The organism is Hyphomicrobium sp. 99 (genome assembly GCF_000384335.2).
Taxonomy (GTDB): domain Bacteria; phylum Pseudomonadota; class Alphaproteobacteria; order Rhizobiales; family Hyphomicrobiaceae; genus Hyphomicrobium_B.
Genome location: NZ_KQ031382.1, coordinates 3117969 through 3144502 on the forward strand (window position 1 = coordinate 3117969; position 26534 = coordinate 3144502).

The 26534-nt window shown below is 61.3% G+C and carries 22 protein-coding genes; 6 read left to right on the forward strand and 16 right to left on the reverse strand.

The features are described 5' to 3' along the window. Positions 1 to 8: 8 nt before the first annotated feature. Positions 9 to 1433 carry a fatty acid desaturase family protein gene (locus G359_RS15080; RefSeq protein ID WP_045836789.1) on the reverse strand — a complete coding sequence of 475 codons (1425 nt, stop codon included), beginning with the start codon at positions 1431 to 1433 and terminating at the stop codon, positions 9 to 11. Between the two features lie 569 nt (positions 1434 to 2002). On the opposite strand from G359_RS15080, the gene G359_RS20980 reads away from it, so the two are divergent. Continuing rightward, positions 2003 to 2101, forward strand: coding sequence for a hypothetical protein (locus G359_RS20980; RefSeq protein WP_245280053.1), 99 nt, complete (start codon positions 2003 to 2005; stop codon positions 2099 to 2101). Positions 2102 to 2629: 528 nt separating this feature from the next. Continuing rightward, positions 2630 to 4390 carry a DEAD/DEAH box helicase gene (locus G359_RS15090; protein WP_045836790.1) on the forward strand — a complete coding sequence of 587 codons (1761 nt, stop codon included), beginning with the start codon at positions 2630 to 2632 and terminating at the stop codon, positions 4388 to 4390. A 6-nt stretch (positions 4391 to 4396) separates the two neighbouring features. Here the strand turns inward: G359_RS15090 and G359_RS15095 are convergent, their stop codons facing one another. From G359_RS15095 to G359_RS15130, 8 genes are all read right to left on the reverse strand, one after another. After that, a complete protein-coding gene (locus G359_RS15095) occupies positions 4397 to 4801 on the reverse strand; it encodes a TfoX/Sxy family protein (protein ID WP_045836791.1) in 405 nt (134 codons plus the stop codon). Positions 4802 to 4825: 24 nt separating this feature from the next. Beyond that, positions 4826 to 5182 carry a HesB/IscA family protein gene (locus tag G359_RS15100; protein ID WP_045838078.1) on the reverse strand — a complete coding sequence of 119 codons (357 nt, stop codon included), beginning with the start codon at positions 5180 to 5182 and terminating at the stop codon, positions 4826 to 4828. 105 nt (positions 5183 to 5287) lie between these two features. Next, positions 5288 to 5767, reverse strand: coding sequence for an SUF system Fe-S cluster assembly protein (locus G359_RS15105; protein WP_082072954.1), 480 nt, complete (start codon positions 5765 to 5767; stop codon positions 5288 to 5290). 11 nt (positions 5768 to 5778) lie between these two features. Further along, the gene (locus tag G359_RS15110) at positions 5779 to 7062 is read right to left on the reverse strand and encodes a cysteine desulfurase (protein WP_045836792.1); all 1284 of its coding nucleotides are present in this window, start codon (positions 7060 to 7062) and stop codon (positions 5779 to 5781) included. Positions 7063 to 7066: 4 nt separating this feature from the next. Next, entirely contained in the window at positions 7067 to 8404 is a 1338-nt protein-coding gene (sufD, locus tag G359_RS15115; RefSeq protein WP_045836793.1) for a Fe-S cluster assembly protein SufD, read from the reverse strand. Between the two features lie 2 nt (positions 8405 to 8406). Beyond that, the gene (sufC, locus tag G359_RS15120; RefSeq protein WP_045836794.1) at positions 8407 to 9162 is read right to left on the reverse strand and encodes a Fe-S cluster assembly ATPase SufC; all 756 of its coding nucleotides are present in this window, start codon (positions 9160 to 9162) and stop codon (positions 8407 to 8409) included. Between the two features lie 33 nt (positions 9163 to 9195). Next, complete coding sequence (sufB, locus tag G359_RS15125; RefSeq protein ID WP_045836795.1) at positions 9196 to 10665, reverse strand: Fe-S cluster assembly protein SufB; 1470 nt, start codon at positions 10663 to 10665, stop codon at positions 9196 to 9198. Between the two features lie 54 nt (positions 10666 to 10719). After that, positions 10720 to 12291, reverse strand: coding sequence for an aminotransferase class V-fold PLP-dependent enzyme (locus G359_RS15130; RefSeq protein WP_082073101.1), 1572 nt, complete (start codon positions 12289 to 12291; stop codon positions 10720 to 10722). A 273-nt stretch (positions 12292 to 12564) separates the two neighbouring features. Between G359_RS15130 and G359_RS15135 the strand changes: the two genes are divergently transcribed. After that, positions 12565 to 13347, forward strand: a complete 783-nt coding sequence (locus G359_RS15135) for an alpha/beta hydrolase (protein WP_045836796.1) — start codon at positions 12565 to 12567, stop codon at positions 13345 to 13347. A gap of 18 nt (positions 13348 to 13365) precedes the next feature. Here G359_RS15135 and G359_RS15140 read toward each other — a convergent pair whose 3' ends face one another. Then, positions 13366 to 14487 carry an anhydro-N-acetylmuramic acid kinase gene (locus tag G359_RS15140; protein ID WP_045838081.1) on the reverse strand — a complete coding sequence of 374 codons (1122 nt, stop codon included), beginning with the start codon at positions 14485 to 14487 and terminating at the stop codon, positions 13366 to 13368. 86 nt (positions 14488 to 14573) lie between these two features. Between G359_RS15140 and tyrS the strand changes: the two genes are divergently transcribed. Then, positions 14574 to 15833 carry a tyrosine--tRNA ligase gene (gene tyrS, locus G359_RS15145; protein WP_045836797.1) on the forward strand — a complete coding sequence of 420 codons (1260 nt, stop codon included), beginning with the start codon at positions 14574 to 14576 and terminating at the stop codon, positions 15831 to 15833. 20 nt (positions 15834 to 15853) lie between these two features. On the opposite strand, the gene G359_RS15150 is transcribed toward tyrS, so the two are convergent. After that, on the reverse strand, positions 15854 to 19525 hold the full coding sequence (locus tag G359_RS15150) for a DUF3971 domain-containing protein (RefSeq protein WP_245280054.1): 3672 nt from the start codon (positions 19523 to 19525) through the stop codon (positions 15854 to 15856). A 293-nt stretch (positions 19526 to 19818) separates the two neighbouring features. Between G359_RS15150 and G359_RS15155 the strand changes: the two genes are divergently transcribed. Next, positions 19819 to 20286 (forward strand): peroxiredoxin, encoded by a 468-nt coding sequence (locus tag G359_RS15155; RefSeq protein ID WP_045836799.1) that lies wholly within the window; start codon positions 19819 to 19821, stop codon positions 20284 to 20286. 237 nt (positions 20287 to 20523) lie between these two features. Continuing rightward, positions 20524 to 21054, forward strand: coding sequence for a bactofilin family protein (locus G359_RS15160; protein ID WP_045836800.1), 531 nt, complete (start codon positions 20524 to 20526; stop codon positions 21052 to 21054). A 98-nt stretch (positions 21055 to 21152) separates the two neighbouring features. Here G359_RS15160 and G359_RS15165 read toward each other — a convergent pair whose 3' ends face one another. The 5 genes from G359_RS15165 to G359_RS15185 all read right to left on the reverse strand — a co-directional run bounded on the left by G359_RS15165 (position 21153) and on the right by G359_RS15185 (position 26339). Then, entirely contained in the window at positions 21153 to 23405 is a 2253-nt protein-coding gene (locus G359_RS15165; RefSeq protein WP_045836801.1) for an AAA family ATPase, read from the reverse strand. Next, on the reverse strand, positions 23402 to 24532 hold the full coding sequence (locus G359_RS15170) for a metallophosphoesterase family protein (RefSeq protein WP_045836802.1): 1131 nt from the start codon (positions 24530 to 24532) through the stop codon (positions 23402 to 23404). The genes G359_RS15165 and G359_RS15170 overlap by 4 nt, the downstream gene beginning before the upstream one ends. Before the next feature lie 76 nt (positions 24533 to 24608). Continuing rightward, positions 24609 to 25163: a GNAT family N-acetyltransferase gene (locus G359_RS15175; RefSeq protein WP_245280055.1), complete on the reverse strand. Its 555-nt coding sequence runs from the start codon at positions 25161 to 25163 to the stop codon at positions 24609 to 24611. Positions 25164 to 25187: 24 nt separating this feature from the next. Further along, a complete protein-coding gene (locus G359_RS15180) occupies positions 25188 to 25598 on the reverse strand; it encodes a hypothetical protein (protein ID WP_045836804.1) in 411 nt (136 codons plus the stop codon). Positions 25599 to 25715: 117 nt separating this feature from the next. Then, positions 25716 to 26339 carry a MarC family protein gene (locus G359_RS15185; RefSeq protein WP_245280056.1) on the reverse strand — a complete coding sequence of 208 codons (624 nt, stop codon included), beginning with the start codon at positions 26337 to 26339 and terminating at the stop codon, positions 25716 to 25718. Positions 26340 to 26534: the final 195 nt, after the last annotated feature.

The following is a 26534-nucleotide window of genomic DNA, read 5'->3' on the forward strand; positions in this document are numbered from 1 at the left end:
AGCCCAGATTATTTGCCGTCGCGCAGAGACGCCTCGTTCTCCCGTGCAATGGCACCAGCGTCGCTCACCTTGGCGTATTCGAGCGTTTCGGTATCGACGTAGACGTCACCATCTGGCTTCGGCGCGTACCTTTCGCCCAGCACCTCGATAACGGTCGGATTGCGTTCCTCGACCTTGCCATGAGGCGAGTTGAAGTAGCCCTCAACGACGACCCCCTTCTCGCGATAATCCGAATCCTGCAGCAGCAGCTCGTGCAAGCCCTTGAGTTTGTAATGGGGCACAGAGGCGAAGACGTGATGCGGGAGGTGATAATCCATGCCGAACGGAAAGACCGCGTAGCGAATGAACGGATTGACGAGAAACACCCGGGTGTTCGTGTAACGTCCGCGATCGGCATTTCCGTGCTGCACCCACTGGCGCATGATCATGAATAGCGGGAACGCCGTAAACAGAGGCAGTATCCAGAGCAGGCCAAAATACGCCCACGCTGGGCCCCAGCCCGCGACTTCGATCCCCGTAAGAGCGGAGTAGAGGATCGCCATATAGAGGATGCGGCTGATGTTCGTCGTCCGATGTGAGATCACCGTCTCGACGTGCGCATGCGGCAGCTTCTCCTCATCGAGAAAATAGAAGTACGCAACAGCCACGGCCGTCGTCACGCCAAGCGCCGCGAAGGCCCACGCGCCATGTCCCAACTTGATGAGCGTGATCGCAGCGGCAGGCGCCGTCACAGCGTAAATGACGCCCATCAGCGTCGGCAGCCGTTCGCCCTTACGCTCGCGGTCCATATACGGGTTGTTGTCGGTACCGAGCGCGCTGTAACGGGCCCGAACCAGCATGTAGCGGAAGAGGTTCGGCAGCCAAAGCTGCTTCCCGAGTTCCTTCAGCATCTCGAAATGCGTGATGGGGAAATCGAGATCATGACCGCTTTCGTTGAGCTGGGCCCAATCGGGATCACGAAGCGGATCGTTGATGAACTGGTGATGCGCGAGATGGTGCAGCCGGTATTGGAACGTCGACGTATAGATCGGAAACCCGCCGAGCCAGTCGGATGCCAATTCGTTCAGGATCTTGTTTTCGAAAAGAATGAAGTGGGTGCCTTCGTGAATGACACCGCCAAACTGGTGTTGCGACGCGCCGACCACCGCGATGCAGAGGAGCGTAGCGGGAATGTTCCACCACCAGCCGAGGCCCGCCGCTGCGACCGCGCCGTAGCTCCAAATCGTCAATCCAATCGATGCAGCGATGACGAGATAGACAAACGCGATATGGCGGAAATTCGTGTAGTTATCCCGCTTTTTGAGTTCTCGGATGGCGTCGCCGCGACGGACGCCCCGCGGACGGTCTGCGGCCTTCCCTGGCGCAGGTGCACCAGCAGTTTCTCGCGCGGCAATGCCTGCAGCATTCAATGCAGAACCAGCATTCAAAGTCATCTATCGACCCTTGCGAATTCAACGGGGCTTAAGCAATCGGCATCTCCCCTTTGGGGACGCGGCTTGCTACTCACCCAACCGATGTATTCTGCTTCAGACTCAGGTCCGCCGGCACATCGTACGGCATTGAATATTGATCCAAAAGTCAATTTCGCTAATACGACAAATAGCCTTCTTGTTTGGACGGTTAGTAAAGCTCTTTTTCGAGCGGACCTACACACCTCGCTACGAATGAGACCGCGCTGCTGCGATTCGTCCGCAGGCGTGCCTCACACTCGTCCAATATCACCGTGTAGGCATCGGTTTCGACCGTCCTTCACATCAAGCACAGCGATAAACAAGGACCGCCGAAACATTCGGCACATTTATGCTAATGTCGGCCATCCTGGGCTCAGCATTTTACTCCTTCGGAGCCCACGGGCGCTGCCGGCATTTTCGGCGTGGCTTTCTCCATCGGCATAACTGTCATGCTGACCGCTTTCGCCATCGGCCATGTGTCCGGCGGACATTAAAATCCGGCCGTAACGCTCGGTCTCGTTGCAGGCGCCCGTTTCCAGCTTGGAACAGCGGTGTTCTACATTCTGGCTCAGTTCATCGGAGCGTTCGCTGCTTGCGGAATCTTCTCGCTCGTCGGGCACACGAGCCCAACGTTCGCAGCCAACGGCTAGGGCCAGCTCTCGATGCTCAAGGCGAGCCTGCCCGAGGTGTTCATCCTCGAGACCGTGCTGATGTCGATCCCGATCTCCAATACGTCGGTCAACCCGGCCCGAAGCTTCGGACCGGCCGTCTATGCCGGCGGCGAGCCCCTCTGTCCCAGGTTTGGGTGTTCTTTGCTGCTCGCATCCTGGGCGGCATCATTGGAGGCCTATTCGGGAAATGGCTCCTCAAGGACTAAGCCGTCCGTGGCGATACGGGGCGGGCTGCCTATTTCGCTCGCCCCGATCCCTCCCCTGTGACACAACCTCGCGGGCTCAGCCCCCTGAACTGGCGAGTTTCCCTTGCGCTTGGGCGGGATGTATGCGAGCACCCAAACGTGCCGGAGCGCAGGGGATCGATTTGCGCATTTTTTAAATGCTTTTGATCCGCACTCCTATTCGGCTTAGGTCCTTTCGGCACCCGCCCCCTGCGCTCTCGAAAGACTGTCTGACGCCGAGTGCGCCGGACCATCCGAGCTGTGCAGATGGAGATACTGACTTTTGGAAACCAAGACGTTCGCTGACCTAGGGCTGTCGCCCAAGGTTCAAGCAGCCATTACGGCTGCGGGTTACGTCAGCCCCACACCGATTCAAGCCGCCGCCATCCCGGTTGCCGTTACCGGAAGAGACGTGCTCGGCATCGCCCAGACGGGCACCGGAAAAACGGCATCGTTCGTCCTCCCGATGATCACGCGCCTCGAAACGGGCCGCGCGCGGGCGCGAATGCCCCGTTCACTGATCCTCGCGCCGACGCGAGAGCTTGCCGCCCAGGTCGCGCAAAGCTTCGAAAAATACGGCGTCAATCACAAGCTCCAGGTCGCGCTTCTCATCGGCGGCGTGTCGATGGACGATCAGGTCAAGAAGCTCGATCGCGGCGTCGACGTTTTGATCGCCACCCCCGGCCGGCTGCTGGACCATTTCGGGCGCGGCCGCGTCATGCTGATGGGTGTCGAAATCCTCGTCATCGACGAAGCCGACCGCATGCTCGACATGGGCTTCATCCCGGACATCGAGAAGATCTGCAAGCTTCTGCCGCCACGGCGCCAGACGCTGTTCTTCTCGGCGACGATGCCGCCCGAGATCACGCGGCTCGTCAATCAGTTCCTGAACAATCCCGAGCGTGTCGAAGTCGCAAAACCCGCGACGACCGCGAAGACCATCACGCAGAATTTCGTCTATTGCCCGAACGGCGAAGACTGGGCGAAGCGGGAAGTCCTGCGCGATCTGATCCGTGGCAACAACGTCAAGAACGCCATCATCTTCTGTAACCGGAAGCGCGACGTTGCCGTTCTTCACAAATCGCTGACGAAACACGGCTTCAACGCCGGCGCTCTTCATGGCGACATGGATCAGTCGAGCCGCACTGAAACACTCGACAAATTCCGCGCAGGCGAAATCATGCTGCTCGCAGCTTCCGATGTCGCTGCACGCGGTCTCGATATCCCGGAAGTCTCCCACGTCTTCAATTTCGATTTGCCGTGGGCCGCCGATGACTACGTTCACCGCATCGGGCGAACGGGTCGCGCCGGACATGAGGGACACGCCATTTCTCTCGTGAGCCCCGATGACCTGAAGTTCTGCAAGGACATCGAGAAGGTAACGACCGAAGCGCCCGTATGGCTTGGCGATCCTCCGACCGAAGAAGATATTGCAGGCGCCGGCAAACGCCGCCGCGGTCGCGGCGGACGCGGCCAAAGCTCAAGCCCCGACAAATCGCGGCGGCCGCAGCAAGGCTCCCATCGCGGCGGTCGCGCCCCGGAGCATCGGGCCCGCTCGTCCGAACAGCCGGCGCGGTCAGTCGAACAGAGCGCCCACCAGCCGGAACCAAGGCATCGTCAACCGGAACATCCGGCCAGTCAGCCTGATCAACCTCAGGCAGCGGCGGCCGAGCATCCGCATCACGAGCGCAGACGCGCACCGCGTCCGGAAAGAGCACCGCAACCGCAGCACGCCGAGCAACCGAGGCCCGACCATCCAAGGTCAGAGCAGCCACGCCCAGAGCAGGCCAAACGGTCCGCTGAGACCGCGCGGCGTCCTCAGCGTTCGCGACCAGCTCCAGCACCTGATGCATGGACCGATCAGCCTGCACCCGCACAACGGTCGGCTCGCCAAGAGCGGCCCGAAAAGCGGGATGGTGCAAAGGAAGCTCCGCGCAAGCCGCAGCCATCCCACAAAGGCGACGAACGCCTGGGCTTTGCCGAGAACGTGCCCGCGTTCATGCGAAAGCCGCCCCGTCCGATGAAGGTCCCCGGACGCGGCTAAGGTTCATCATGTCTTCGGCTTGCCTGCACGCTTCGCCGTTCCGGCGACGCGTGCCGGCTTGGCCTTTCGGCCCGCTTGCGAAGCAGCATGTTTCGCCGCCGCGACTGAAGCGGATGCCCATTCCGTGAGTTCATCGGCATCATCGAGAAGGCGCTCGGGAAGCCGCCAGTAGGAATGAAGCGCCGCGCTGCCATTCTTCGTCATGTACGAGAACGCGCGCGAATGCTCCGCCTCGAACACCGGCCGCGTAGCCTCCGACGTTTTGAGATAGATCACGCCGTCATCGATGATGGCGAAGAAGATGCCATCGAAATAAACCCCAACGCCGCCGAACATGCGCCGCCCGGAAACCGAGCCGGCGCGCTCCAGCGCATCTTTCAGAATTTGGAGAATTTCGTCGTTGGCGGACATGACCTTTTCACGCCCGCGATCGCATCAAGCCTCTGCGGGAGCAAATCCTGGGGGCGTCGCCGGTTCGAGATTGACGCTCTCGCCGCAACCGCACGCACTCTTCTGGTTCGGGTTGTTGAACACGAACTGCGAGGAAAGCTTGTCGGTCTTATAATCCATCTCGGTGCCGAGCAGATACATCATCGCGGCCGGATCGATGAGGACGACCGCGCCTTTGTCTTCGATGATTTCGTCGAACTTCCCGATCTCTTCAGCCCACGTCATGGTGTATTCCATGCCCGCGCAGCCACCCTTCTTAATGCCGATTTTGAGGGCTTTGACGCCGGGTTTCTGCGCGATGAGCGCAGCAACGCGCGCCGCGGCGGCATCCGTCAGGGTCATCACTTTTGGCATCATTCTAAGCGAGGGCACGCGAGCCTCCGTATCTTCGAGTCGTGGCAGCAGCCACACTATATGGGAATTCAGCCGCCAAAAGCGAGGGTGTCCTCAAAACATGCCGACGGCGAGGCGTGCCTCGTCCGACATGCGGCTTTGATCCCAAGGCGGATCGAACACGATGGCAACCTTCGTCTGGGCGACGCCCGGAACCGCGTTGACGGCATTCTCGACCCAGATCGGCATTTCGCCGGCGACCGGGCAGCCGGGAGCCGTCAAGGTCATGGTGATCGCGACATTGCGGTCGTCATCGACATCGACCTTGTAGATCAATCCAAGCTCGTAGATGTCGGCCGGGATTTCCGGATCGTAAACGGTCTTGAGCGCAGCAACGATATCGTTCGTCAGCCGCTCGATCTCTTCCGGTGGCAATGCAGTGGCGGACGAAGATCCGTTTCTGTCCTCCGACGTCGCAATCTCAGATGCGGGATCGGGCGCAAGGCCACCATCAGGAGGCGTCGTTGGCGGCGCATCGAGCGCTTCGACCGCCTGCTTGACAGCTGCCCGGTCATCAATCTGCTTCCCGTCCATGCGGAAGCTCCTCAGGTGAAAAGGTCATGAGCTTTGGTGAGCGCGGCAACCAGCGCATCAGCCTCGGCTTTTGTGTTGTACAATGCGAAGGAGGCGCGGCAGGTTGCCGAAACCCCGAGCCGCTCCATCAGCGGCTGCGCGCAGTGATGGCCGGCCCGGATCGCGACGCCCGAACGATCAATGATCGTCGAAACGTCATGCGGATGCAGGCCATCGATCGTGAATGAGAAAATCGCGCCTTTGCCGGGAGCGGTTCCGTAAGGCTTCAGCCAAGGCAACTCACCAAGACGCCCCGCCGCATACGCGCCAAGCTCCGCTTCGTAACGCGAGATCTTCTCGCGGCCGATCTGCATCATGTAATTGAGCGCCGCGCTTAAACCAATCGCTTCAACGATGGCCGGAGTGCCGGCCTCAAACCTGTGCGGCGGCTGGTTGTAGGTCACGTTGTCGAGCGTAACGCTCTCGATCATATCGCCCCCGCCCTCGTAAGGCGGCATGGCGGCGAGATGTTGCCGCTTGGCATAAAGCACGCCGATGCCCGTCGGCCCGTACGTCTTATGCCCGGTAAACACGTAGAAATCGGCATCGAGATCGCGAACGTCCACGCCCATATGCACGGCAGCCTGGCTGCCATCGATGAGCACCGGCACGCCCTTCGCGTGCGCGATCCGAATGATCTCTTTCACCGGATTGATCGTGCCCAGCACGTTCGACATGTGCGTAACGGCGACGATCTTCGTGCGCTTCGTGATCAGGCTTTCGAGCTTTTCGATGATCAACTCGCCGCTATCGGTCATCGGCGCCCACTTCAGAACGGCGCCCTTGCGTTCGCGCAGGAAATGCCACGGCACGATGTTCGCGTGGTGCTCCATGATCGTGATGAGGATCTCGTCCCCTTCACCGACCCGCGGCTCTCCAAACGAACGCGCGACGAGGTTGATGGCGCTCGTCGCATTGCGCGTGAAGATGATCTCGTCCTGATGCTCGGCATTGAGAAAGCGGCGCACGGTCTCACGCGCCGCCTCATAATGCTCCGTCGCGGTGTTCGACAGGTAATGCAGCCCGCGATGCACGTTCGCGTATTCGAAGCGATAGGCGTGATCCATCGCCTCGATGACGGAGAGCGGCTTCTGCGCCGACGCCCCGTTGTCGAGATAGACGAGCGGACGATCGTTCACCTCGCGAAAGAGGATCGGAAAGTCCGCACGAATGCGCTCGACATCGTAGGGCGCACCCGTCAGGCCGGCCTGCGAGGCGGTGCTTCTCGCTACATCGATCGACGTTTCGCGTCCCATGTGCCTATCCGCGTGGCGAGCGGCCGAGCCACTGCATCGCATAAGATGCCAGCGCCTCTCTCAGCCCCTCGTGCTCAACCTTGTCGAGCGCTTCACCAATGAACGATTCGATCATCAACGCGCGAGCTTCCTTTTCAGGAATGCCCCGCGAGCGGCAGTAGAACAGAAGATCGGCATCGAGTTCCGCGCTCGTCGTACCGTGCCCGCAAACGACATCGTCCGCGTAGATTTCGAGTTCGGGCTTTGAATCGAACTCGGAATCTTCCGATAGCATCAGCGCTTGCGACATCTGCTTGCCGTCGGTCTTCTGCGCATCGGGCCGAACGATGATCTTGCCCTGGAACACGCCGCGTCCGTGACCGTCGAGAACACCCTTGAACAGCTCCCGGCTTTCGCAACGCGGGACCGCATGATCGACGACGAGCGTCGTGTCGACGTGTTCCGAATGACGAGCGAGATAAGCGCCCGAAAGGTCGAGCTTAGCTCCTTCGCCCGCGAAAAGAACGTTGCTCCCGTGACGGGCAAAGCCGAGACCCGACGAGAACTGGAAGCCGCGGTAGCTCGCATCGGCCGACAGCGTCACTTCGCCATTCGAAAGATGCAGCGACTTGCCTTCATCGACCGCCACCTTCACGTGATTGAGCGTCGCGCCTTTTCCAACCGAGACCTGGGTCAGAGTGTTGAGGTGCGCGTCTCGCACTGCGCCCGGCAGCACGACGTCCGCTTCGATGATCGTCGCGTTCGAACTCTCACCGGCAGTGATCAGATTGCGGACGGTGACCGCATTGGCCTCCGACCCGGCACGCACAAAAATCATGAGAAGCGGCTTGGCGACCGACGCGCCCTTGGCGACTTCAACGATCGCGCCATCCGTCATGAAAGCCGTGTTGAGCGCTTCGACAGCGTCTCCGCCCTCGGGCGTCGAAGCCAGGCTAAGAACAGTCTCTTCGGACGCGGACTGAAGCGCCTTGCCGATTGTCGAGACCGTCAACCCGGTCGCGTCGGCAACGTCGCTCAAGTCTGCGCGATGGTGGCCGTTCACGAAGACGATGCGATGCGCATCGACATGAGCCAACGGCCCGAGCGCAACGATAAGCTCGGCGATGGTCAGCGGCGTCTTATCCTCGACGGCGGGCGGAAGCACCTCTTTGAGGTTCGCGCGGAGATCGGTGTATTTCCATTCTTCGATGCGCCGGTGCGGGAGCCCGAGCCCGCTGAACGCGCCGATAGCCTGCGCACGGAGAGCCTTCACCGCGGCGCTGCCCGGAAGCTTTGCGGCGGCCGCCTCGAAACTCTCCGAGATGGCCTGCTCCGCCTTGGTCTTCATGACTGCTACGTTCATGTTCACGCTGCCTTGTTCGTAAATTCAGCGTAGCCGGATTTCTCCAGTTCGAGCGCCAGCTCCTTGCCGCCCGTCTTCTGAATGCGTCCGTCTGCAAGCACGTGGACCTTATCCGGCACGATGTAATTCAAGAGCCGCTGATAGTGCGTGATCACGAGGAACGCGCGATCCGGCGAACGAAGCGCGTTGACGCCATCCGAGACGATCCGCAACGCGTCGATGTCGAGGCCGGAATCGGTTTCGTCGAGTACGCACAGCGTTGGCTCGAGAAGGCCCATCTGCAGGATTTCCGAGCGCTTCTTTTCGCCACCCGAGAACCCGACGTTGACCGGACGCTTCAACATGTCGATGTCGATGTTGAGCTTCGCGCCCTTCTCCTTCGCCAGTTTCAGGAAGGCCGGCGTTGTGAGTTCCGCTTCGCCGCGTTTCTTGCGAACGGCGTTGAGCGCCGTGCGGAGGAACGTCAGCCCGGCGACGCCCGGAATTTCCATCGGATACTGGAATGCGAGGAACACGCCCTTTGCGGCGCGCTCATCAGGCAACATCTCGAGGATGGACTCGCCATTCCACAGAATGTCGCCGTCGGTAACTTCATAGCCGTCCCGCCCCGCGAGCACATAGGCGAGCGTGGACTTGCCGGACCCGTTCGGGCCCATGATGGCGTGCACTTCGCCTTTCGGCACCGTGAGCGAAAGCCCCTTGAGGATCTCCCGATCCTCGTCCTCGAGCTTCACGTGCAGGTTCTTGATCTCAAGCATCTTCCGTACCTTTGTAAGTAATCCGGGATTTGATTAGCCGACCGAGCCTTCAAGCGAGATGCCGATCAGCTTCTGGGATTCGGCCATGAACTCCATCGGCAGCTGCTGCAGCACGTCGCGAACGAAACCGTTGACAACGAGCGCCACCGCCTCCTCCGACGAAAGACCGCGCTGGCGGCAGTAGAACAGCATGTCGTCCGAGATCTTCGACGTCGTCGCCTCGTGCTCGAAGTGCGCGCTCGAATTCTTGGCTTCGATGTAGGGCACGGTGTGCGCACCGCACTTGTCGCCGATCAGCAGCGAGTCGCAGTTCGTGAAGTTGCGAACGCCCGTCGCCTTCCGGTGCGCCGACACGAGACCGCGATACGTATTCTGCGAATAACCCGCCGCGATGCCCTTCGAGATGATGCGGCTCGACGAGTTCTTGCCGAGATGGATCATCTTCGTTCCGCTGTCGACCTGCTGATAGCCGTTCGAAACCGCGATCGAATAGAACTCGCCGCGCGAATAGTCGCCGCGCAGGATGCAGCTCGGATACTTCCACGTAATGGCGGAACCCGTCTCGACCTGCGTCCACGAAATCTTCGAATGATGGCCGCGGCAGTCGCCGCGCTTCGTCACGAAGTTATAGATGCCGCCCTTGCCCTGAGCGTCGCCCGGATACCAGTTCTGAACCGTCGAGTATTTGATCTCGGCATCATCAAGCGCCACGAGTTCGACGACAGCCGCGTGCAGCTGGTTTTCGTCGCGCATCGGCGCGGTGCAACCTTCGAGATACGAAACGTACGCCCCGCGATCGGCGATGATCAGCGTGCGTTCGAACTGTCCCGTCTGCTTCGCATTGATGCGGAAGTACGTCGAAAGCTCCATCGGGCAGCGCACGCCTTCCGGCACGTAGACGAACGAGCCGTCGGAGAACACGGCCGAGTTCAGCGCCGCATAATAGTTGTCCGACTGCGGAACGACCGACCCGAGATACTTCTTCACGAGTTCGGGGTGCTCGCGCACGGCTTCCGAGATCGAGCAGAAAATCACGCCGGCCTTCTTTAGTTCGTCCTTGAACGTCGTGACGACCGACACGCTGTCGAACACGGCATCGACCGCGACGCGCGATCCCGTCACGCCCGCAAGAATTTCCTGCTCCTTGAGCGGAATGCCGAGCTTTTTATAGGTCTCGAGCAGCTCCGGATCGACTTCGGCAAGGCTCTTCGGACCCTCGGTCGATTTCGGCGCCGAGTAGTAATAGAGATCCTGAAAATCGATCTTCGGATAGTGGACCTTAGCCCAAGTCGGCTCCGTCATCGCCTTCCAGCGAGTGAACGCTTCGAGCCTCCAAGTCAGAAGCCACTCCGGTTCGCCCTTCTTGGCCGAGATGTAGCGCACGGTCGATTCATCGAGGCCTTTCGGCGCCTGGATGCTATCGATCAGCGTCTCGAAACCGTACTTGTACTGGTCGACATCGATCTTCCGAACGTGATCGATTGTCTCCTGAACAGCAGCCATTTCCTCGTCTCTCTTTCAATGCCGCCAACGAGCGGCCCTTCAACCAATTCACTTTTAAGCAGCGAGCGCGGGCGCTCCTGCGATCGTCGTCCACGCAGCGAGAAATGCCGCGATATCTTCCTTAGTCGTCGCCGGTCCGAGACTGATGCGGATCGTGCCCGCGGCAATGTCGTGACCAAGTCCCATCGCTTCGAGAACGTGGCTCGCGCCGACTTTGCCGGATGAGCAAGCCGATCCGGCGCTTACAGCGATTCCGGCGAGATCCAATCTGATGACCAGCGTTTCAGCGAGCTTGCCGGGAAGCGCCAAAGCCGTCGTATTCCCGAGACGCGTCGCGCCTTCGCCGATGATCACCGTCTCGGGACTGATGCGCTTGACGCCTGCCTCGACTTCATCCCGCAATGCCTGGATGGCCGCCGCCGATTTGAGATCGCGAAGCGCGGCTTCGGCTGCAGCACCAAATCCCGCGATGGCAGCGACGTTTTCCGTCCCAGCGCGCCGCCGTCTCTCCTGGCCGCCGCCTCGAATTGCGGGAACGAGATCTACATGGTCACGAATGACCAGTGCACCAACACCTTTAGGGCCACCTAATTTGTGCGCGGAGAGCGCCAGCGTATCGACGCCGAGCGACGCGAAATCGATCGCCATCCGGCCCGCCGCCTGCACCGCGTCCGTATGCACCGACAGGCCTCTCGAGCGCGCAAGCTCGGCAATTTCCGCAACCGGCTGCACGATGCCGGTCTCGTTGTTCGCCAACTGCAGCGCGAGAAGCGACGGACCCGCGAATTCTCGCGTCAAAACACTCTCGGCGAATTCATCGAGGTCGACGATGCCGTTCACATCGAGCGGCAGCATAACAACGTCACTGCGAGCCGCGCGAACCGGAGCGAGAATGGAATCGTGCTCCGTGCCGCTCGTCAAAATCGTCGCCCACGGCTGCGCAACAATCCAGTTGTTGGCTTCCGTCGCTCCGCTGGTGAAAACGATCTCTGAAGGCTTGGCGCCGACAAGACGCCCGACGCTTTCCCGCGCACTCTCGATGACGGAACGGGCACGCCGGCCTTCGGCATGAACAGATGACGGATTGCCCGCGACATCGAGCGCCGCGATCATCGCAGCCTTCGCCTCAGCCCGGAGCGGCGCCGTCGCGTTGTAATCGAGATAGGTTCGCTTGCCCGTGGTTCGCGCGGCAGCGGCTGTGAACAACGGACCCGATGAATACCGCCCGCCGGTGATGACGTCTGCGAGATTAACCGACGACAGGAAGTGTCCCATCGACTCACTCAGCGCGGTCCAAAGCCAGTGTGTGACACATGGCGTCGCGGCGGAGCACCGCGGATCATTGTGCGAACAGCGCGTAAAGCGGGTGTCTTCCTCGACCGCTTCCATCACCGCGGCGATCGAGATCTCGGCGGCAGGCTTCGCGAGCCGGTATCCACCCGAGCGGCCGCGGGCGCTCTCGACGAGGCCAGCGCGGCGAAGGGGCACGAAAAGCTGTTCCAGATAGGCGAGCGGCAGGCTCTGCCGCTCAGCGACGACCGACAGCGCTATGGCGCCTTCATCGGCATGCCCGGCGAGATCCGCCATGGCCATGACCGCGTACCGGCCTTTGGTCGTCAATTCCACGTCGCTGATCTCCGGACTATCGTTGCCCCAAGTGGCAACGGAATCCAAACCTTGCGCCCGGCACCCCGGACTGTGCTAAGAGAGCCGCCCTGATCCAATGCCTGTTGTAAACGAGCCAGGACCCATATTTCGAACGGTTCTAAAGTTATGGAAATCCTGAGCGCCGGAGTCAAGGATTGAGATTCAACCCACAAGGATTTGATCGCTCGGAGGCCATCCATTGGCTCCGTAGCTGCCCTGAAGCCAATTGACCGAAAGATCGAGTAATCTCTGATGCCTGAACTCATTATCAACGGCCCAGGCGGTCGCCTGGAAGCCCGGTATCACCACGAAAGCAACGGCGACAGCCCGATCGCGCTAATTCTGCATCCCCACCCCCAATTCGGGGGCACGATGAACAACCAGGTCGTCTACTCCCTTTACCATACCTTCGCGGCGCGGGGATTTTCCGTCCTGAGGTTCAATTTCCGTGGCGTCGGACGCAGCCAGGGCGTGTGGGACGGCGGACCGGGCGAACTTGCCGACGCCGCCTCCGCGCTCGATTGGCTGCAGCAGGTCAAACCCGACGCCAAGACGTGCTGGATTGCCGGCGTGTCGTTCGGCACCTGGATCGCCATGCAGCTTCTGATGCGGCGCCCCGAAGTCGATGGCTTCATTTGCGTCGCACCGCCATCCAACCTTTACGACTTCTCCTTCCTCGCGCCCTGCCCCTCCTCGGGCCTGATCATCAACGGCGACATCGATCGCGTCGTCCCGACGGCATCGGTCGCCGAAATGGCAGCAAAGGTTAAGGTGCAAAAGGGAATAAAGATCACGCACGAAGTCGTGCCCGGCGCCAACCACTTCTTCGAGAACAAGACCGAAGAACTCGGCAACATCGTCGGATCATATCTCGATGACCGGATGATCCAGTTCGAGCAGGATCGCGAGCGCAACAAGGAACGCGAACGGGAACGTGAGCGCGAACGCCAGCGCCAGCGTGAACTCGAGCGCATGGAATCCCAGAGCACCCCAGCAGCAGCTGCTGCCGGTGAGGACGATAGCGACGAGGAATAAGCTCGTCGCCGAGCCTTTCTACTGAATCACATGAGCGGTGGGATCTGCCCGCAGTCCCCCGCTCATCGGTGCTGAGACCCCGGTCGTCCCGGGATATGTAATCGGCAAACCGCGAATGGAGCGGACCGCCAGATAGGCCCACGCCTCCGCTTCAAGAGCGTCTCCGTCGAACTCCACGGTCTCCGCCGGCACGACGGCGTTTTGAACCTGCTCCGCCAGCATCCGCATGATGGCGCGGTTCTTCCGGCCACCGCCGGAAACGATCCAAAGCTCAGGCTCCACAGGCATATGCTCGCGCGATTTGGCAATGGCGCGCGCCGTGAAAGCGGCAAGCGTCGCGGCTCCGTCTTCGACCGAGAGATGGTCGATCAGATCCGTGCCGAATGTGTTTCGGTCGAGCGACTTCGGCGGCGTGTCCACGAAGTATCCGTGGCTCAGAAAAATCCGGACGATCTCCTCGTCGACATTGCCGTGAGCCGCGGTCGCGCCCCCCGCATCGAGATGCGCGCCGGTTTTCCGGGCCATCCAATCGTCGAGCAACGCATTCCCCGGCCCCGTGTCGAATGCCACGAGACTGCCCTCGCGGCCGATCCAAGTCACATTCGATACCCCGCCGATATTCACGACGGCGACCGGCCGTTGCGGCAGCTTGGCCGTCAGCGCCCGATGATAAACGGGAACGAGCGGGGCCCCTTGCCCACCCGCATCGACGTCGGCCCCACGGAGATCGTAAACGACGGGACAGCGCGTCAAATTTGCGAGCAGGCCACCGAGGCCTAATTGCACGGTCAGACCCGCCTCGGGCTTGTGAAGCACGGTTTGGCCGTGAAACCCGATCACGTCGATCGACGCCCCGTCGATGCCTGCGTCCTTGAGATACTGGCTGACGGCGACGGCATGACACTCGGTCAGGGCCCGCTCGGCCTCTTCCAGCGAGTGAAAACGGTCAGTCCGGGACGTGAGGCCGCGGGCATCGGCAATCGCATTGTTGAGCATCCGCCGCATGCCATCGTCGTAGGGATAAGTCCGCGCCTGGCCGCGGAGAACCACGTCTTCTCCGTCCGTCTCCAGAAAAGCGACGTCGATCCCGTCGAGCGACGTCCCGCTCATAAGGCCAATCGCCCGCACCAACTTGCTCATAGGCACCTTCCCGTGCATGGTGCCGCCGCCCGCGATATGGCTCGATGTGAAGCCCGCGGCCACCGAAGCGGAAGCCAAGAATTGCGATGACGACACCGAAATCCGAATTTCTCAAGATTATGACCGAGCGCGGCTTTGTTCACCAGGGCTCGGATCTGGAAGGCCTCGACAAATTGGCGTGCGAGAACCGCGTCGTGGCTTATGTCGGCTATGACTGCACCGCGCCGTCGCTGCATATCGGACATCTCCTGTCGATCATGATGCTGCGTTGGATGCAGACGACGGGTGCCGGCAAACCTATCGCCCTGATGGGCGGGGGCACCACGCGCATCGGCGATCCCTCCGGCAAGGACGAGACGCGCGTATTGCGGACGGTCGAAGAGATCGAAGCCAACAAGGAAAGCCTCAAGCAGGTCTTCGCGAAATTCCTTCAGTTCGGCGAACGCAAAACCGACGCCCTGATGGTCGACAACGCCGAATGGCTGGCGCCGCTGAACTACATCGGCTTCCTGCGCGACGTCGGACGCCACTTCTCCGTCAATCGCATGCTGACGATGGACAGCGCGAAGCTGCGGCTCGAGCGGGATCAAGAACTGTCCTTTATCGAATTCAACTACATGCTGCTCCAGGCCTACGACTTTGTGGAACTCAACCGCCGCTATGGCTGCAACTTGCAGATGGGCGGATCGGACCAGTGGGGCAACATCGTCACCGGCATCGACCTTGGCCGCCGAATGGGCGCCAAGGAACAGCTCTACGCGTTGACCTGTCCGCTGCTGACGACCGCGTCCGGCGCGAAGATGGGCAAGACTGCCGCCGGTGCCGTCTGGCTGAACGAAGCCCAGCTTTCGACCTACGATTACTGGCAGTTCTGGCGAAACACGGAAGACGCGGACGTTGGCCGCTTCCTCAAGCTCTTCACGTTCCTGCCGCTCGAAGAAATCGCGAAGCTCGAACGCCTTTCGGGTTCCGAAATCAACGAAGCCAAGAAAGTTCTCGCAACGGAAGCGACAGCGCTTCTGCACGGTCGCGAAAAGGCCGAGGCTGCGGCCGAGACCGCGCGCAAAACCTTCGAGCAGGGAACGCTCGCCGCTGATCTGCCGACGATCGAAATACCGAGCGCCGACCTGGACGCCGGGCTTGGCGTTTTGACGGCCTTCGTGAAGGCGGGGCTCGTCGCATCCAACAGTGAAGCGCGCCGCCAGGTCCAGGGCGGTGGTCTCAAAGTGAACGATCAAGCCGTGACGAGCGACAAGGCAACCCTTGGAAAGGCGGACGCGGATGCAAATGGCGTCATCAAGCTTTCGCTCGGCAAGAAGAAGCACGTTCTTCTGAAACCGGTCTGATCGCTAAATCGGTAGCCCGCTCAATGGTTGGTCGTCGTCGATGACCAACCGTCGACGGCCGGCGCGTCCACCTTCGGAGCCTGAGCCTTCGCCTTGGCCTTCGCTGCGGGCTTAGGCTTCGCTTTGGGTTTGTCGCTCGCGTCAGCCGGATTTGGCGGCGCGGCGCGGATCCTGTCTTCGATCGGCTTTTGCGGTGTCCGGTCCTCGCGCACCTGAATGGTTGGATCCATCGACGTCATCTGGAAGATGTCCCGGAATATTCCAGGCGCGACCAGAGAGAACGGATTGACGATAACCTGAGGGTCCGACGTCGGCCCCTGCACGGCGAATGTCATACCGACAATGCCTTCGCCCTGCGAGCCCGACAGGATTTGTCCGAGCAAGGGAATATCGCCCAGCGCACCGTTCAATCCCTGCAACGGGATATAGGTGCCCCCAATATTCACGCGCTTCGTCCGGAAATCGACCTTGCCGCGAAGCGTCGCCCCGAGCAGTGGTCCCTTCAAATACGATTCTTGCAGCACGAACTGTCCGTATCCGACAGAGAACGGCGCACGCATCCGCGTAAAATCGAAAACCTCACGCGTGACATGGCGATTGCCACCTATCGCCGGACGGCCCTCGTCGGCGCTGCTGACGACTTCGGTAACGATCGGATCGCCGAGAATCCTGAAATCATCGACCACGAGAACGCCGGTCTTTTCCGCCGGTCCCGCGCCGTCGAGCCCGACATCGAGCTGCATGCGGCCGCCCTGCATATTCGGGTAGAAGTTCACGAGCTTCATCACTTGGCCCGCGTCGCTCGACGTCACGACGAGCCGCCGCCCGCCCTGGCCTTGATCCAGCTTCGCCACGAGCGGTGCTCCGCCATCGAGCGTGCCCTTGGCATCGAGGCCTGCGAGATCTCCGTTGCGCGTCTCGATCGCCATCTTGAGATTGCGCAGCGATACATCGGAACTGCCGATGACGTTCGCGAGATCGACCGTCACGTGCGCGCCGGCAGACGCCGCCGGCTTGTCTTTCCGGCCCGGACCATCGCCGACACTGAATAGCGAACGGAAGAAGTTCCGCCCGTCGAAATTCGACCCGGCGATTTTGATCGTCCAGAAATCATCTTTGCTCCGCGACCCGCTAAGGTCGAGGCGCGAGATGACGTTCAGATTAAGCCCTGGAAAATTGAATTCTTTGATCTTGTTGTCGGTGCCGATGACGATGCGCCCATCGGCGGCGATATCGTCGCTGACGACTTTGAAATTCTGCAATTCCGTATCGCGACCCTGCGCGGTGACGATATCGGCGTCGAGGCTCGCGGTCCGCCCCGGAGCCTTGCGCCATTGCAAATGATCGAACGTGAGTTCGGCATCCGTCAAATCGGCATGCAGCTTGATTGCGGGCTCCGGCCGGTCGCCTTTCTGAAGCGAAACTTCGATCGGCACGACGCCGTGAACGATATTGTTGACATCGAGACCGAGCTGCGTGCGATCCGCCTCGTCGAGCTTCGCGACGATCTTGAGCGGTGGCTGCTGTCCAGCTGCCGGACCGAGAAGCCGCTGACCGACGACCTTTGCCGGAACGCCATTGATGAGCAGGTCGCCCTTCGCATCGAGCGAGGTATCGGTGAGGTTCAGATCGAGCGTAAAACCCTGGACGTCGAAACGGCCCGCAACCTTGCCGAAACGCCCGTCCGAAACGCGAGCTTTACCGGTGATGGTCATGTCATCGCCGCTGACGCCCGGGAAGAACGGCAACTTGATCAAGAGCTGCGCATCGATCTTGCCCTCTCCCGCCTTGGGCAATGGAGAAGCATCGCGGACGGCCCGCACCGGAAGTTGCTCCATCGCTTCGAGGAACGGAGCGAGTTCACCCGCGGCCGAAAAGCCGATCTCGCCGTTGGGGCGAGGCCCCATGATGTCGTCCGTCGTCAGGTGCCCGTTCTTGAGCGGCAGCTGGCCACCGTTCGCCAACGCGACAGCGCCTTCGGGCACAGTAATGTCGAGAGCGTTGTCATTGATGCGGATCGCCATGCTCGGCGCTGTAATCGCCGGCATGCCGGGCAACGGCGTAAACACGGCATCACTCGCCTCGAAACTCGCGCCGACGCGTTCGAGCTCAGTCGAAACGGAACCTGGTTCGATGCCGCCGACGTTGCTGTTCGTATAGCGAAGCGTTCCACCCTTGAAGTTGACAGCCGATACGTTCTTGCCAACCCATTCGCGCGTCCCCGACGCCACCGCATTCGGCCATAGCGCCTTAAGCGTCGCGAGCGGCATCGGCGAAACGGCGAACTCGGCCGACACGCTCTGACCTTGCGGACCCGCTTGGGTCGTCGCCTTGATCGTCGCCTCTCCCCCACCGCCCGCGAGGTGGAATTCGGTCAGATCGATGAAACCCCGCCGGGGTATAATTGTGCCACGCGCCGACCACTTGTCGATTGTGACTGGAGGCACGTTGAATTCCGCCGCCTCGAGGACTCCGTTCTTGCCGTCGAGCGCGAACTGCCATTGCGGCGGGTCCGATCCCTGCGAGACGTCTGTCATGTTCCCAGTGAACATCATCGTGCCGTCGCCCCATTTCACCGGGCTCGGCTGCAGCTCCCAGTGCCGGGCCTTTCCGTCGAACGTCAGCTTGAAGAGACCGGCGGTAACCTCCATCGGGTGAACCAGATACGGAAGGCGCACGCGGCCTTGTCCGACTTCGACGGCAAGCTCGCCGCTTTCGATCTCACCAACGCTCGAAAGCTGGACGGTGGCATCGCCCGAAACCGGGAATTCGAAATTGCCGAGCAAGGCAAGCGGGGGCGCCGCAGCCGCGAGCGTCGATGGAACGAGGTCGCGGATGGTTGCCTTCACATCGAGCTTGCCGGTTTGAACATTTTCGTCCGTCAGAAACGATACGGACCATGCCCCCTTTGGAGACGCGACAGTCGCGCGACCGGAAATGACGCTACGCCGCTCGGCGTGATTGAAATCGACGCTTGCCTCATCAATCCGCCAGGAACTGCGCTGGCCCTCATAGTCGACAACGACGGTCGCGTTCGAAAGGCCGAATTCCGTCAGATACGACGTAGCATCCAACCGCTTCCTCGCCCGGCGGGACGACTCGCTCAGCATCTTTGCGAGATTGACCTTCGTTCCAGCTTCGACCGCATGAGGCGTCACGACCGTCGTTCCCGACCCGGCAGGCGCCGCCGGCGGTGCGGCAGCGCCAGTGCCGTCCGGACGCACCGGAGTGGGCTTCGGGACTGCCCGCTCGAACACGAATCCGGATTTCTCGGAATAGGCGAGCGCGATGATCGGATCGATCAGCTCGATACGCGCAGGAACAATTCTCCCACGCGCCAGCGCCGCCACGGAAATGTTCACGGCAGCAAGGGGCGACGACAGCACGACATCCCCGCCTTGCTCAAGGACGCTGACGTCCCGGAGCCGGAATTCCAGCTCCCCGCTCGGACCAAGCCGCAGCTCGGCGCCATCGATCCTCACCGAACTCGTGACGAGTTCCGCGTTGATGCCGCGCTCGATCGGAGAGACGACGAAGTCGAAAGCAATCGGGCCGTGCTTCAGCCGCACGTAAAGAAGGCCCGTCGCCATCATTGCGAGCAGCGTCAGCGGCACGACCAGATAGAAGAGGACGCGGCAGCCGTTAAAGAAGTGGCGCAGCCCCGTGGCCATCGCGCCGTCTTCCTCGGGCATTGCAAGGTTCGGCGGTGCCGTAGCCACGCGCCGCGAAATCGCAGTTCGTGGCACGCCATTTTGCTGCGCGCTTTGGTCGGCGTCGCGCCGATTTGGAGGGCGCCCGCCGGTTGCCAGTTTCGTCAACTCCGCTCCTCAAAACCCCCACGGACCATGACGGCCCGGTCCCCCGTGCTGTTGCCGGGAACGGACAGAAAAAAGCTTTCAAAAAGAAAGTCTAAATCCCCTGGCCTCCGCTCTCTCGACGTGCCAGCTACAGTTCCGAAAAACGACAAAAGAAAGGCACATTTAAGATGATCGAGGACGGAAAAAAAGCACCTGACTTTGCCCTGCCCGATGACAACGGTGGAGAGGTTCGCCTATCCAAACTCAAAGGCCGTCCGGTCGTCGTCTATTTCTATCCGAAGGACGACACGTCGGGTTGTACACAGGAAGCAAAAGACTTCTCTTGCCTCGCAGGTGAATTCGCGGCCGAGGGAGCCGAAGTCATCGGCATCTCCCCCGACAGCCCGAAGAGCCACCAGAAATTCAAATCCAAGCACGATTTGCAGGTTCGCCTTCTCGCCGACGAGCAGAAGGACGTCGCGACCGCCTATGGCGTCTGGGTCGAAAAATCGATGTACGGGAAAAAGTACATGGGCGTCGAACGCTCGACCTTCCTGATCGACAAATCCGGCAAACTTGCCCGGAGTTGGCGCAAAGTCCGCGTCCCCGGCCACGCCGAGGAGGTCTTGGAAGCCGTCAGAGAACTCAAAAGATAACCAAGCTGGCGCGAATAGCGGCACCGTTGATCTTCCGCCACACTTCTCCACCAAGAATTATGCTTTCTGCGGCAATGCAGCGAGTTTCCGGTGGAAATTGTCTGCCGCTACGATGGACTGGGTCGCCAAAAGTGCTACGCGAATCAAACGCGCTCGCCGCAGATTTAAATGTTGTAATGCGTTGAGACCGCTCTGGGTGCGGATCGTTGCTTAAGTTGTGTAAGAGGGGAAGACCATATGTTGCCAAATTTTCGCCGTTCCGAGGCCGATTCAAAATCGCAGCCGACCGGCTCCGCCGCGGAAACGAGCCACACACCCGCGTTCCAGCCGCGTCCCTTCCTGACCGTACCTCGCGCCGTCGCAACCGAAGGACCGAAATCCGTCTCGGTGATCGGCGCGGATCTGACCATAACCGGCAATCTCATCTGCAAGGGTGAAGTCCAGGTCGACGGCATCGTCGAGGGCGACATCCAGGGCAGCAACGTTGTTGTCGGCGAACACGCAACGGTCACCGGCAGCATCTCCGGCGAGGAAGTCATCGTCCGCGGCCACGTCGTCGGATCGGTGCGCGGCCGCCGCGTCATGCTGCAGACGACGAGCCAAGTCGAAGGCGATATTTTCCACCAATCGCTGTCCATCGAGCAGGGTGCTCTGTTCGAGGGCAAATCGCGCCGTACCAAGGAAGACCCACGCACTGTGGCGGCGCCGAAATCCGAGCCGATCGGCTTCGTTGTGCCGCCCCGGCTGCCACCCGAACTGCCGAATTAATTCACGTCCCCAGACTCTAAGTCCACTCTAAGACCGCACTCTAAGACCCCAGACTGCAAGACCTCAGACCCCAAGGCCCTTTCCCCCAAGGGCCTAACTCACCTTTCCGGCCGCCAGTTTGTAACTGTGAGTCGACGGCCGGGAAGGATTTCAAAAGCTCTCTCCCGGCACGTCAGAACGATGATCTGCGGAACGCTCGTAGCGGCCGCAAGCTCGGCGCACACGGCGGCGAGACGAACGTCGTCGGAATAAGCCAGCGGATCATCGACGACGAGCGGCACACCTCGGCCGCTCTCGGCAAGGATTTCAGCAAATGCTAGCCGCACGAGGAGCGAAAGCTGCTCGCGCGTGCCATCGGAAAGCGCGCTCACATTCTCCGCACCATTAGCGCGACGCAAGGCAGCGACTGCGAAATCGTCTTGGAACGTCAGTTCCGACGAACCGAACACGCGCTCGAGATGCCCAGAGAGCCTGCGAGAGATCGGCGCCGAGTAGGCTGCCTTCGCGCGCGCTTCGATCTCGCCCAGCGTTCGCTCCAGTAGCCGGAGCGCTTTCGCTTCGTGGCTCAATCGCTGTACCTCGGCCTCGGCGCGCTCGAACTCGCCCTCGTGCGCCGCAAGTTCGCTGGCCCGGCCGCTTTCGTCGAGAGCCTGTTGCGCACCTTTCGTGTGTGCGAGCTCGTTCTTCAAGCGCTCGATTTCGCTTTTACGGCTGGCTTCGGCATTTCGCGCGCTCGCGATCTCGCCGTCGAGCTTGCGAAAATCATCGTCACTCATCGCCTGGGCGCTGAGCGCGTTGAACGTCAGGCGTGCGTCCATGGCTGCCGACTTCAAGCGTTCGACATCGCCTTCCGAGTGAACAGCCTGATCAGCCACCAACACCGCCTCGATCTCCGCGATGTCGCTTGCAAGCGCATCAACGCCCCGGGGAGCGATGTCGGAGAGCCGAGCGCGCGCACCCGAGAGATTCGCTTGTTTCTTCGTGCGCGCCGAGCTTCGCGCACGCGCTTCCTCGATCGTCGCCGCGCCGATGCGCTTCAGCACGTCCTCCATTTCGCGCGACGCCGCTTCGCTCTTCGTCCGCAGCTCCGCTCCGCGCGCAGCGTGCGCAGTCGAAATGCCGATCGTACCAATTCCGGCGATACGGATTTCAAGCGGCTCGACGACGGAAAATTTGCGGCTCTCCTGCAGCGGCGATCCGCCGATCTCGATGCGCCCGCGGCCGCTCTCTTCAAGCGCGATATCGACCGTCGCGGCGTGGCCCGAAAGTTCCGCTTCAGCGACCGCCCGCTCCTGCTCGAGCGCCACGAGCCGATCGATTACGGTCGGCACGGCGGTATCGGCCTCGATTTCCAACGCCCACGTCTCGATCTGCCGGGCGAGGTCGCATGCTGTGGTGTGGGCCGCCCGCTTTGCCGCGAGTTCCTCCGCTGACTTTTTGCGAGCTGTCAGCGCGCTCGCCGCAGCGGCATGCTCCGCTTCCCGCGCCCGCATCGCCTCGCGCGCGACATCCCGCTCGGAGCGCGTGGTAATGGCAGTCGCACGCCGCGCCTCGAGCTCGGCAGTCCCCGCACCCGGTGCATGCGAACGAGACTGCGCTTCGAGCTCGCCAAGCCGCGCGGTCATCGCCGCGATCTGATTGAGCCGCTGCTCCGCCGCTTGCGCAATGGTCCGCGTTTCCTCGAACTGAGCCTTGGCCTCGTCGCGGAGCTTCACGGCAACGTAGAGCGGTCCATCTTTTTTCGCGGCGCCTCGCGACGGTGTCGCGAGAACGTCCAGCGCACGCTTGGTCCGATCGCGCACACCTTCGAAAACCGCATCGAATGCCGCCGTCTCGATCTCGCGGCCGATAACATCCCTGAGGATTGCTCTCTCACCACGATCCTTCACCTTGCCGGAGGGATCGAAATCAGGATTGGGAGGCGACAACCCCCGCTGCTGGCGGACCCACACCAAGCCGAAACTACCGGGCAGATCGCTGCTTCGGCCGGTCAACTCGGCGAGCCGCTCTTCAGCCTCGGCAGCGCGCGCAACGCTCGTTCCGGAATCGAGATCGCTCAGGAACGCGCCCGAACCGCGTCCGAACTGTTTGCGAATTCGCCACCGGCGCCCATCCACTTCGAAGTCCACCTCGACGAGCGGTTCGCCACCGCCGTAAGGGCGCATGTCGTCAAGCACGCCACCGCTCACTTTGTGCCGAACCAGAAACGCAGCCTCGAGCGCGTGAAACATCGTCGACTTGCCCATCTCATTGGGCCCGCAGAGAACGTTCACGCCCTCGCCGAACGTTTCGATGGCCACCGGCTCGCCAAATCGTCTGAAGGACGCGACGCGGAGCGCGAGAATTTTCATGGTGCCTCGCGCCGGCCTTCGGCCGCAAATCCCGCGAGACGTAACAGGGCGGTCGCGGCAGCGTCGGATTCGGCATTTGCCGGATCGGAACTCATGGCCGCGAGATGTTTCGCCGCTTCCAACAGCGGACCGGCCAGACCGAGGCTTTCGAAATCCAGCGAGCCCGACGTCACCGTCAGCCTTTTGTCGTCGATCTCCAACCGGCGCAGGCGCGCCGTCCAATCCTCTCGCCACACATCGAGCGCCGCGCGATCCGCAAGCGAGAGGTGACCGCCAAGCGAGAGCCGAACGAGCGTCTTGGCGAGCGTGCCAGCTGCCGTCCGAACGTCGCGTTCGATCACGCCGAGTTCGGCAAGCGAATGGACGGCCCGCTCAAGCCGCAACCACGTGAATTCCGCAGTCGGCACCTTCTCGACACTGACAAGCTGCGAACCCTCAACCGTGACGGCAAGCGCAAAGCCCGGCTCGTTATCGGGAAATTGATCGGGCTCCGGCGTCCCCGAATACCAGGTATCAGCGGAAATGCGCGCCGCACCGTGCCAATCGCCGAGCGCCAGATACGCGAGCCCCGCACGCTTCGCGCGATCGGGCGCCATGCGGAGCGCCGCATCGTCATCGCTGCCGAAACCGCGAACCGAGCCATGCGCGAGCCCAATGCGCGCGGCTCCCGCTGGCGTCGCGGCCGCGTCCATCCATTCGGTGATATCGCGCCCCGGATCTTTCGATGTCACTGGCGCGGGTAACAGCATCGCGTCATTGCCGAACGCCTGCGGCGCCGCACGCGAAAGCACGGTGACGTTTGCCGGCACACCGATCCGCGAGACCTGATCCCACACGCCGCTCAACCGCAACGGATCATGATTGCCGGGCAACAGCAGCCACGACAGATCGCTTTCCTCAGCGAGTTGTGCGAGCGCGCGCCGGATCTCGACCGTCGCGATCAACTCGGAATCGAAAACGTCTCCTGCAACGAGAATGTGCCGTGCGCCACGTTCACGCGCGATCTTGGCCAGCCGCCCGATAATGCCAAGCCGCGCCGCCGCAAGCTCACCCGCAAGGGCTGGCTCGAAACGGCGAAACGGCTTTGCGAGGTGCCAGTCCGAGGAATGGATAAAGCGGAAGGTCATGAGACGGAGGTTTCGCCGCTTCGTCCGTCAACTTCAAGGCATCTCTCAACGACGCCCTGCCGTGTGGATAACTTTGTCAGAGCGCACGCGCCAGGAACACCAGCTCTCTGGCAGGGCCGATACGAGCGACCTCCGCAAACCCGTTTCGGTTGTAGAAGCTGACATTCAGCGCGCCAGCGCTGGTTACGACATGTACGCCTCTCGCGCCTTGAACCTTCGCGTCAGCCAGGAACCGATCGACCAACTGCTTTCCGATGCCACGATTTCGAAATTCGGGAGCGAGGTTCACATGCAGGTGCGCGGGGAATTGTTTGGTCTGCCCGCGTAAGTCCGCGAAAAATCCGATATCGGCAAACCGCGGTGCGTGGGCCGGATCGTCGACCGCGCCTACGAGATAACCAACGACATCTCCCGGCGGCGTCATTGCCAGATACGCGAATTGCGGATCGTCCCGCAGGTAGCGCCCGAGCCATCGCTCGCGAAAAGCCGCGCGAGATTGCTCGGTCGCGAAGGACTTCGTGTTGCTCGATTCAAAGAAAATCGCATCGATGCCGCGCTCGATTTCCGCCGTCAAAGTGACGTCGAGATAGCGGCGGATGTTCACGGCCTCGGGCATCACTTCGTTTAACACACGGATCTTGCGAAGGCACCGTGGCTAGCCGGCAGCGTCGACCGCTGCGACAAGCTGCTTGCGAAACGGCGGCGGCAAATCGGCGGGGATGGAATCGGGCTGCATGACAGGCCCGTTCGAGACCTTCACCGCGACCGGCGCGGCGCTAACGTCTGCTGGATTAGGGCCGCCGTAATTGCGGCTGAAGGGTTGGGTCGGGTCGTCCGGCATCGTGCGAATACGGGCCGACGGCGAAGCTTGAACGGGCAGGCCATCCTGCTCCATCTCGACCGCGGGACCTTGGGCAACATAAACCGGAGGCGCCGAGCCCGCATAATAAGCGTCGTTGTCCGTCGCGCATCCCGCCACCGAGACGGCAGCCACCGAGGCCATCAGCGGACCAAGCACACCGCGCAAGGCCTTAACCGGCCATAGGCCAACGGAGAACACCGACATAGGATACGCCTTCAGCAACGCCACAAACGCAACAAATCCTCTCGAACTGACCGGGAGTGAAACAGCGAAGCGTTAAAACCGCCCTAACGCACGCCCGCTTTTGGAAAGTGATGATCCTTATCGGGGAATAAGCCCCGACGCATGGATGCCGTTGAAAACCGCCTGCACCGCGATCGCAGCGAGCAAAATTCCGAACACACGAATAAGCACGCGTTGAGCAGTCACGCCGAGCAGGTGATTGAGCTGGTTCGCGAGAGCGAGCAGCACCAGCGTCATGATCATCACGGTCGCGAGCGACGCCATGACGACCACCAGTCCGAGCGGCTCGCCGTGCGCGTTCGCGGCAAGCAAAATGCCGGCACTCATCGCGCCGGGTCCTGCCAGCAGCGGAGTCGCTAACGGGAAAACCGCGATGTCGTCCTTGGTCTGCGCTTCCGCACCTTCAGGCGGTGTGAGTTTTATCGCGCCGGCCGGTCTCGCAAAAATCATATCGAGCGCGATCAACAGCAGCACAATCCCACCCGCGACCTGCAACGCTGCGAGCGAAACGCCGAGTTCACTGAGGATAGGATCGCCGAACAGCGTGAATACTGCGAGAATGCACGACGCGATCAGCGTCGCGCGGATGGCTATGGCTCGTCGCATGTCATAGGGCATCTTCGGCGTGAAAGCCGCGAACAGCACCGCCGCTTCGATAGGCCCGATCGTTACGAAAAACGTCAGGAAACTTTTGAGCGCCATCTCAGTCATCGTCGCCCGCCTTTGACCTCACAGAAATCGCCGCAACGAACCACCGCGCTGCACAGCGAGGCACCGCTTTGCTCAAGCGCTTGGCGGAAAATCCGAGCACTCGATTTGCATGGCTGCTAACAATTTGAATTGGCGAATATTCAATATGGACACGGAACGATTCTCACTGAATCATCGTCGTTTCAG

Excerpts from the sequence above, each read along its gene's own strand:
- sufD (WP_045836793.1), bottom strand. The coding sequence starts at position 8,404 with ATGAACGTAGCAGTCATGAAGACCAAGGCGGAGCAGGCCATCTCGGAG.
- G359_RS15155 (WP_045836799.1), top strand. The coding sequence starts at position 19,819 with ATGATCGAGGACGGAAAAAAAGCACCTGACTTTGCCCTGCCCGATGAC.
- G359_RS15105 (WP_082072954.1), bottom strand. The coding sequence starts at position 5,767 with ATGGACGGGAAGCAGATTGATGACCGGGCAGCTGTCAAGCAGGCGGTC.
- G359_RS15110 (WP_045836792.1), bottom strand. The coding sequence starts at position 7,062 with ATGGGACGCGAAACGTCGATCGATGTAGCGAGAAGCACCGCCTCGCAG.
- G359_RS15150 (WP_245280054.1), bottom strand. The coding sequence starts at position 19,525 with ATGCCCGAGGAAGACGGCGCGATGGCCACGGGGCTGCGCCACTTCTTT.
- G359_RS15170 (WP_045836802.1), bottom strand. The coding sequence starts at position 24,532 with ATGACCTTCCGCTTTATCCATTCCTCGGACTGGCACCTCGCAAAGCCG.
- sufB (WP_045836795.1), bottom strand. The coding sequence starts at position 10,665 with ATGGCTGCTGTTCAGGAGACAATCGATCACGTTCGGAAGATCGATGTC.
- G359_RS15140 (WP_045838081.1), bottom strand. The coding sequence starts at position 14,487 with ATGAGCAAGTTGGTGCGGGCGATTGGCCTTATGAGCGGGACGTCGCTC.
- G359_RS15080 (WP_045836789.1), bottom strand. The coding sequence starts at position 1,433 with ATGACTTTGAATGCTGGTTCTGCATTGAATGCTGCAGGCATTGCCGCG.
- G359_RS15095 (WP_045836791.1), bottom strand. The coding sequence starts at position 4,801 with ATGTCCGCCAACGACGAAATTCTCCAAATTCTGAAAGATGCGCTGGAG.
- sufC (WP_045836794.1), bottom strand. The coding sequence starts at position 9,162 with ATGCTTGAGATCAAGAACCTGCACGTGAAGCTCGAGGACGAGGATCGG.
- G359_RS15185 (WP_245280056.1), bottom strand. The coding sequence starts at position 26,339 with ATGGCGCTCAAAAGTTTCCTGACGTTTTTCGTAACGATCGGGCCTATC.
- G359_RS15135 (WP_045836796.1), top strand. The coding sequence starts at position 12,565 with ATGCCTGAACTCATTATCAACGGCCCAGGCGGTCGCCTGGAAGCCCGG.
- G359_RS15180 (WP_045836804.1), bottom strand. The coding sequence starts at position 25,598 with ATGTCGGTGTTCTCCGTTGGCCTATGGCCGGTTAAGGCCTTGCGCGGT.
- G359_RS15100 (WP_045838078.1), bottom strand. The coding sequence starts at position 5,182 with ATGACCCTGACGGATGCCGCCGCGGCGCGCGTTGCTGCGCTCATCGCG.
- tyrS (WP_045836797.1), top strand. The coding sequence starts at position 14,574 with ATGACGACACCGAAATCCGAATTTCTCAAGATTATGACCGAGCGCGGC.
- G359_RS15165 (WP_045836801.1), bottom strand. The coding sequence starts at position 23,405 with ATGAAAATTCTCGCGCTCCGCGTCGCGTCCTTCAGACGATTTGGCGAG.
- G359_RS15160 (WP_045836800.1), top strand. The coding sequence starts at position 20,524 with ATGTTGCCAAATTTTCGCCGTTCCGAGGCCGATTCAAAATCGCAGCCG.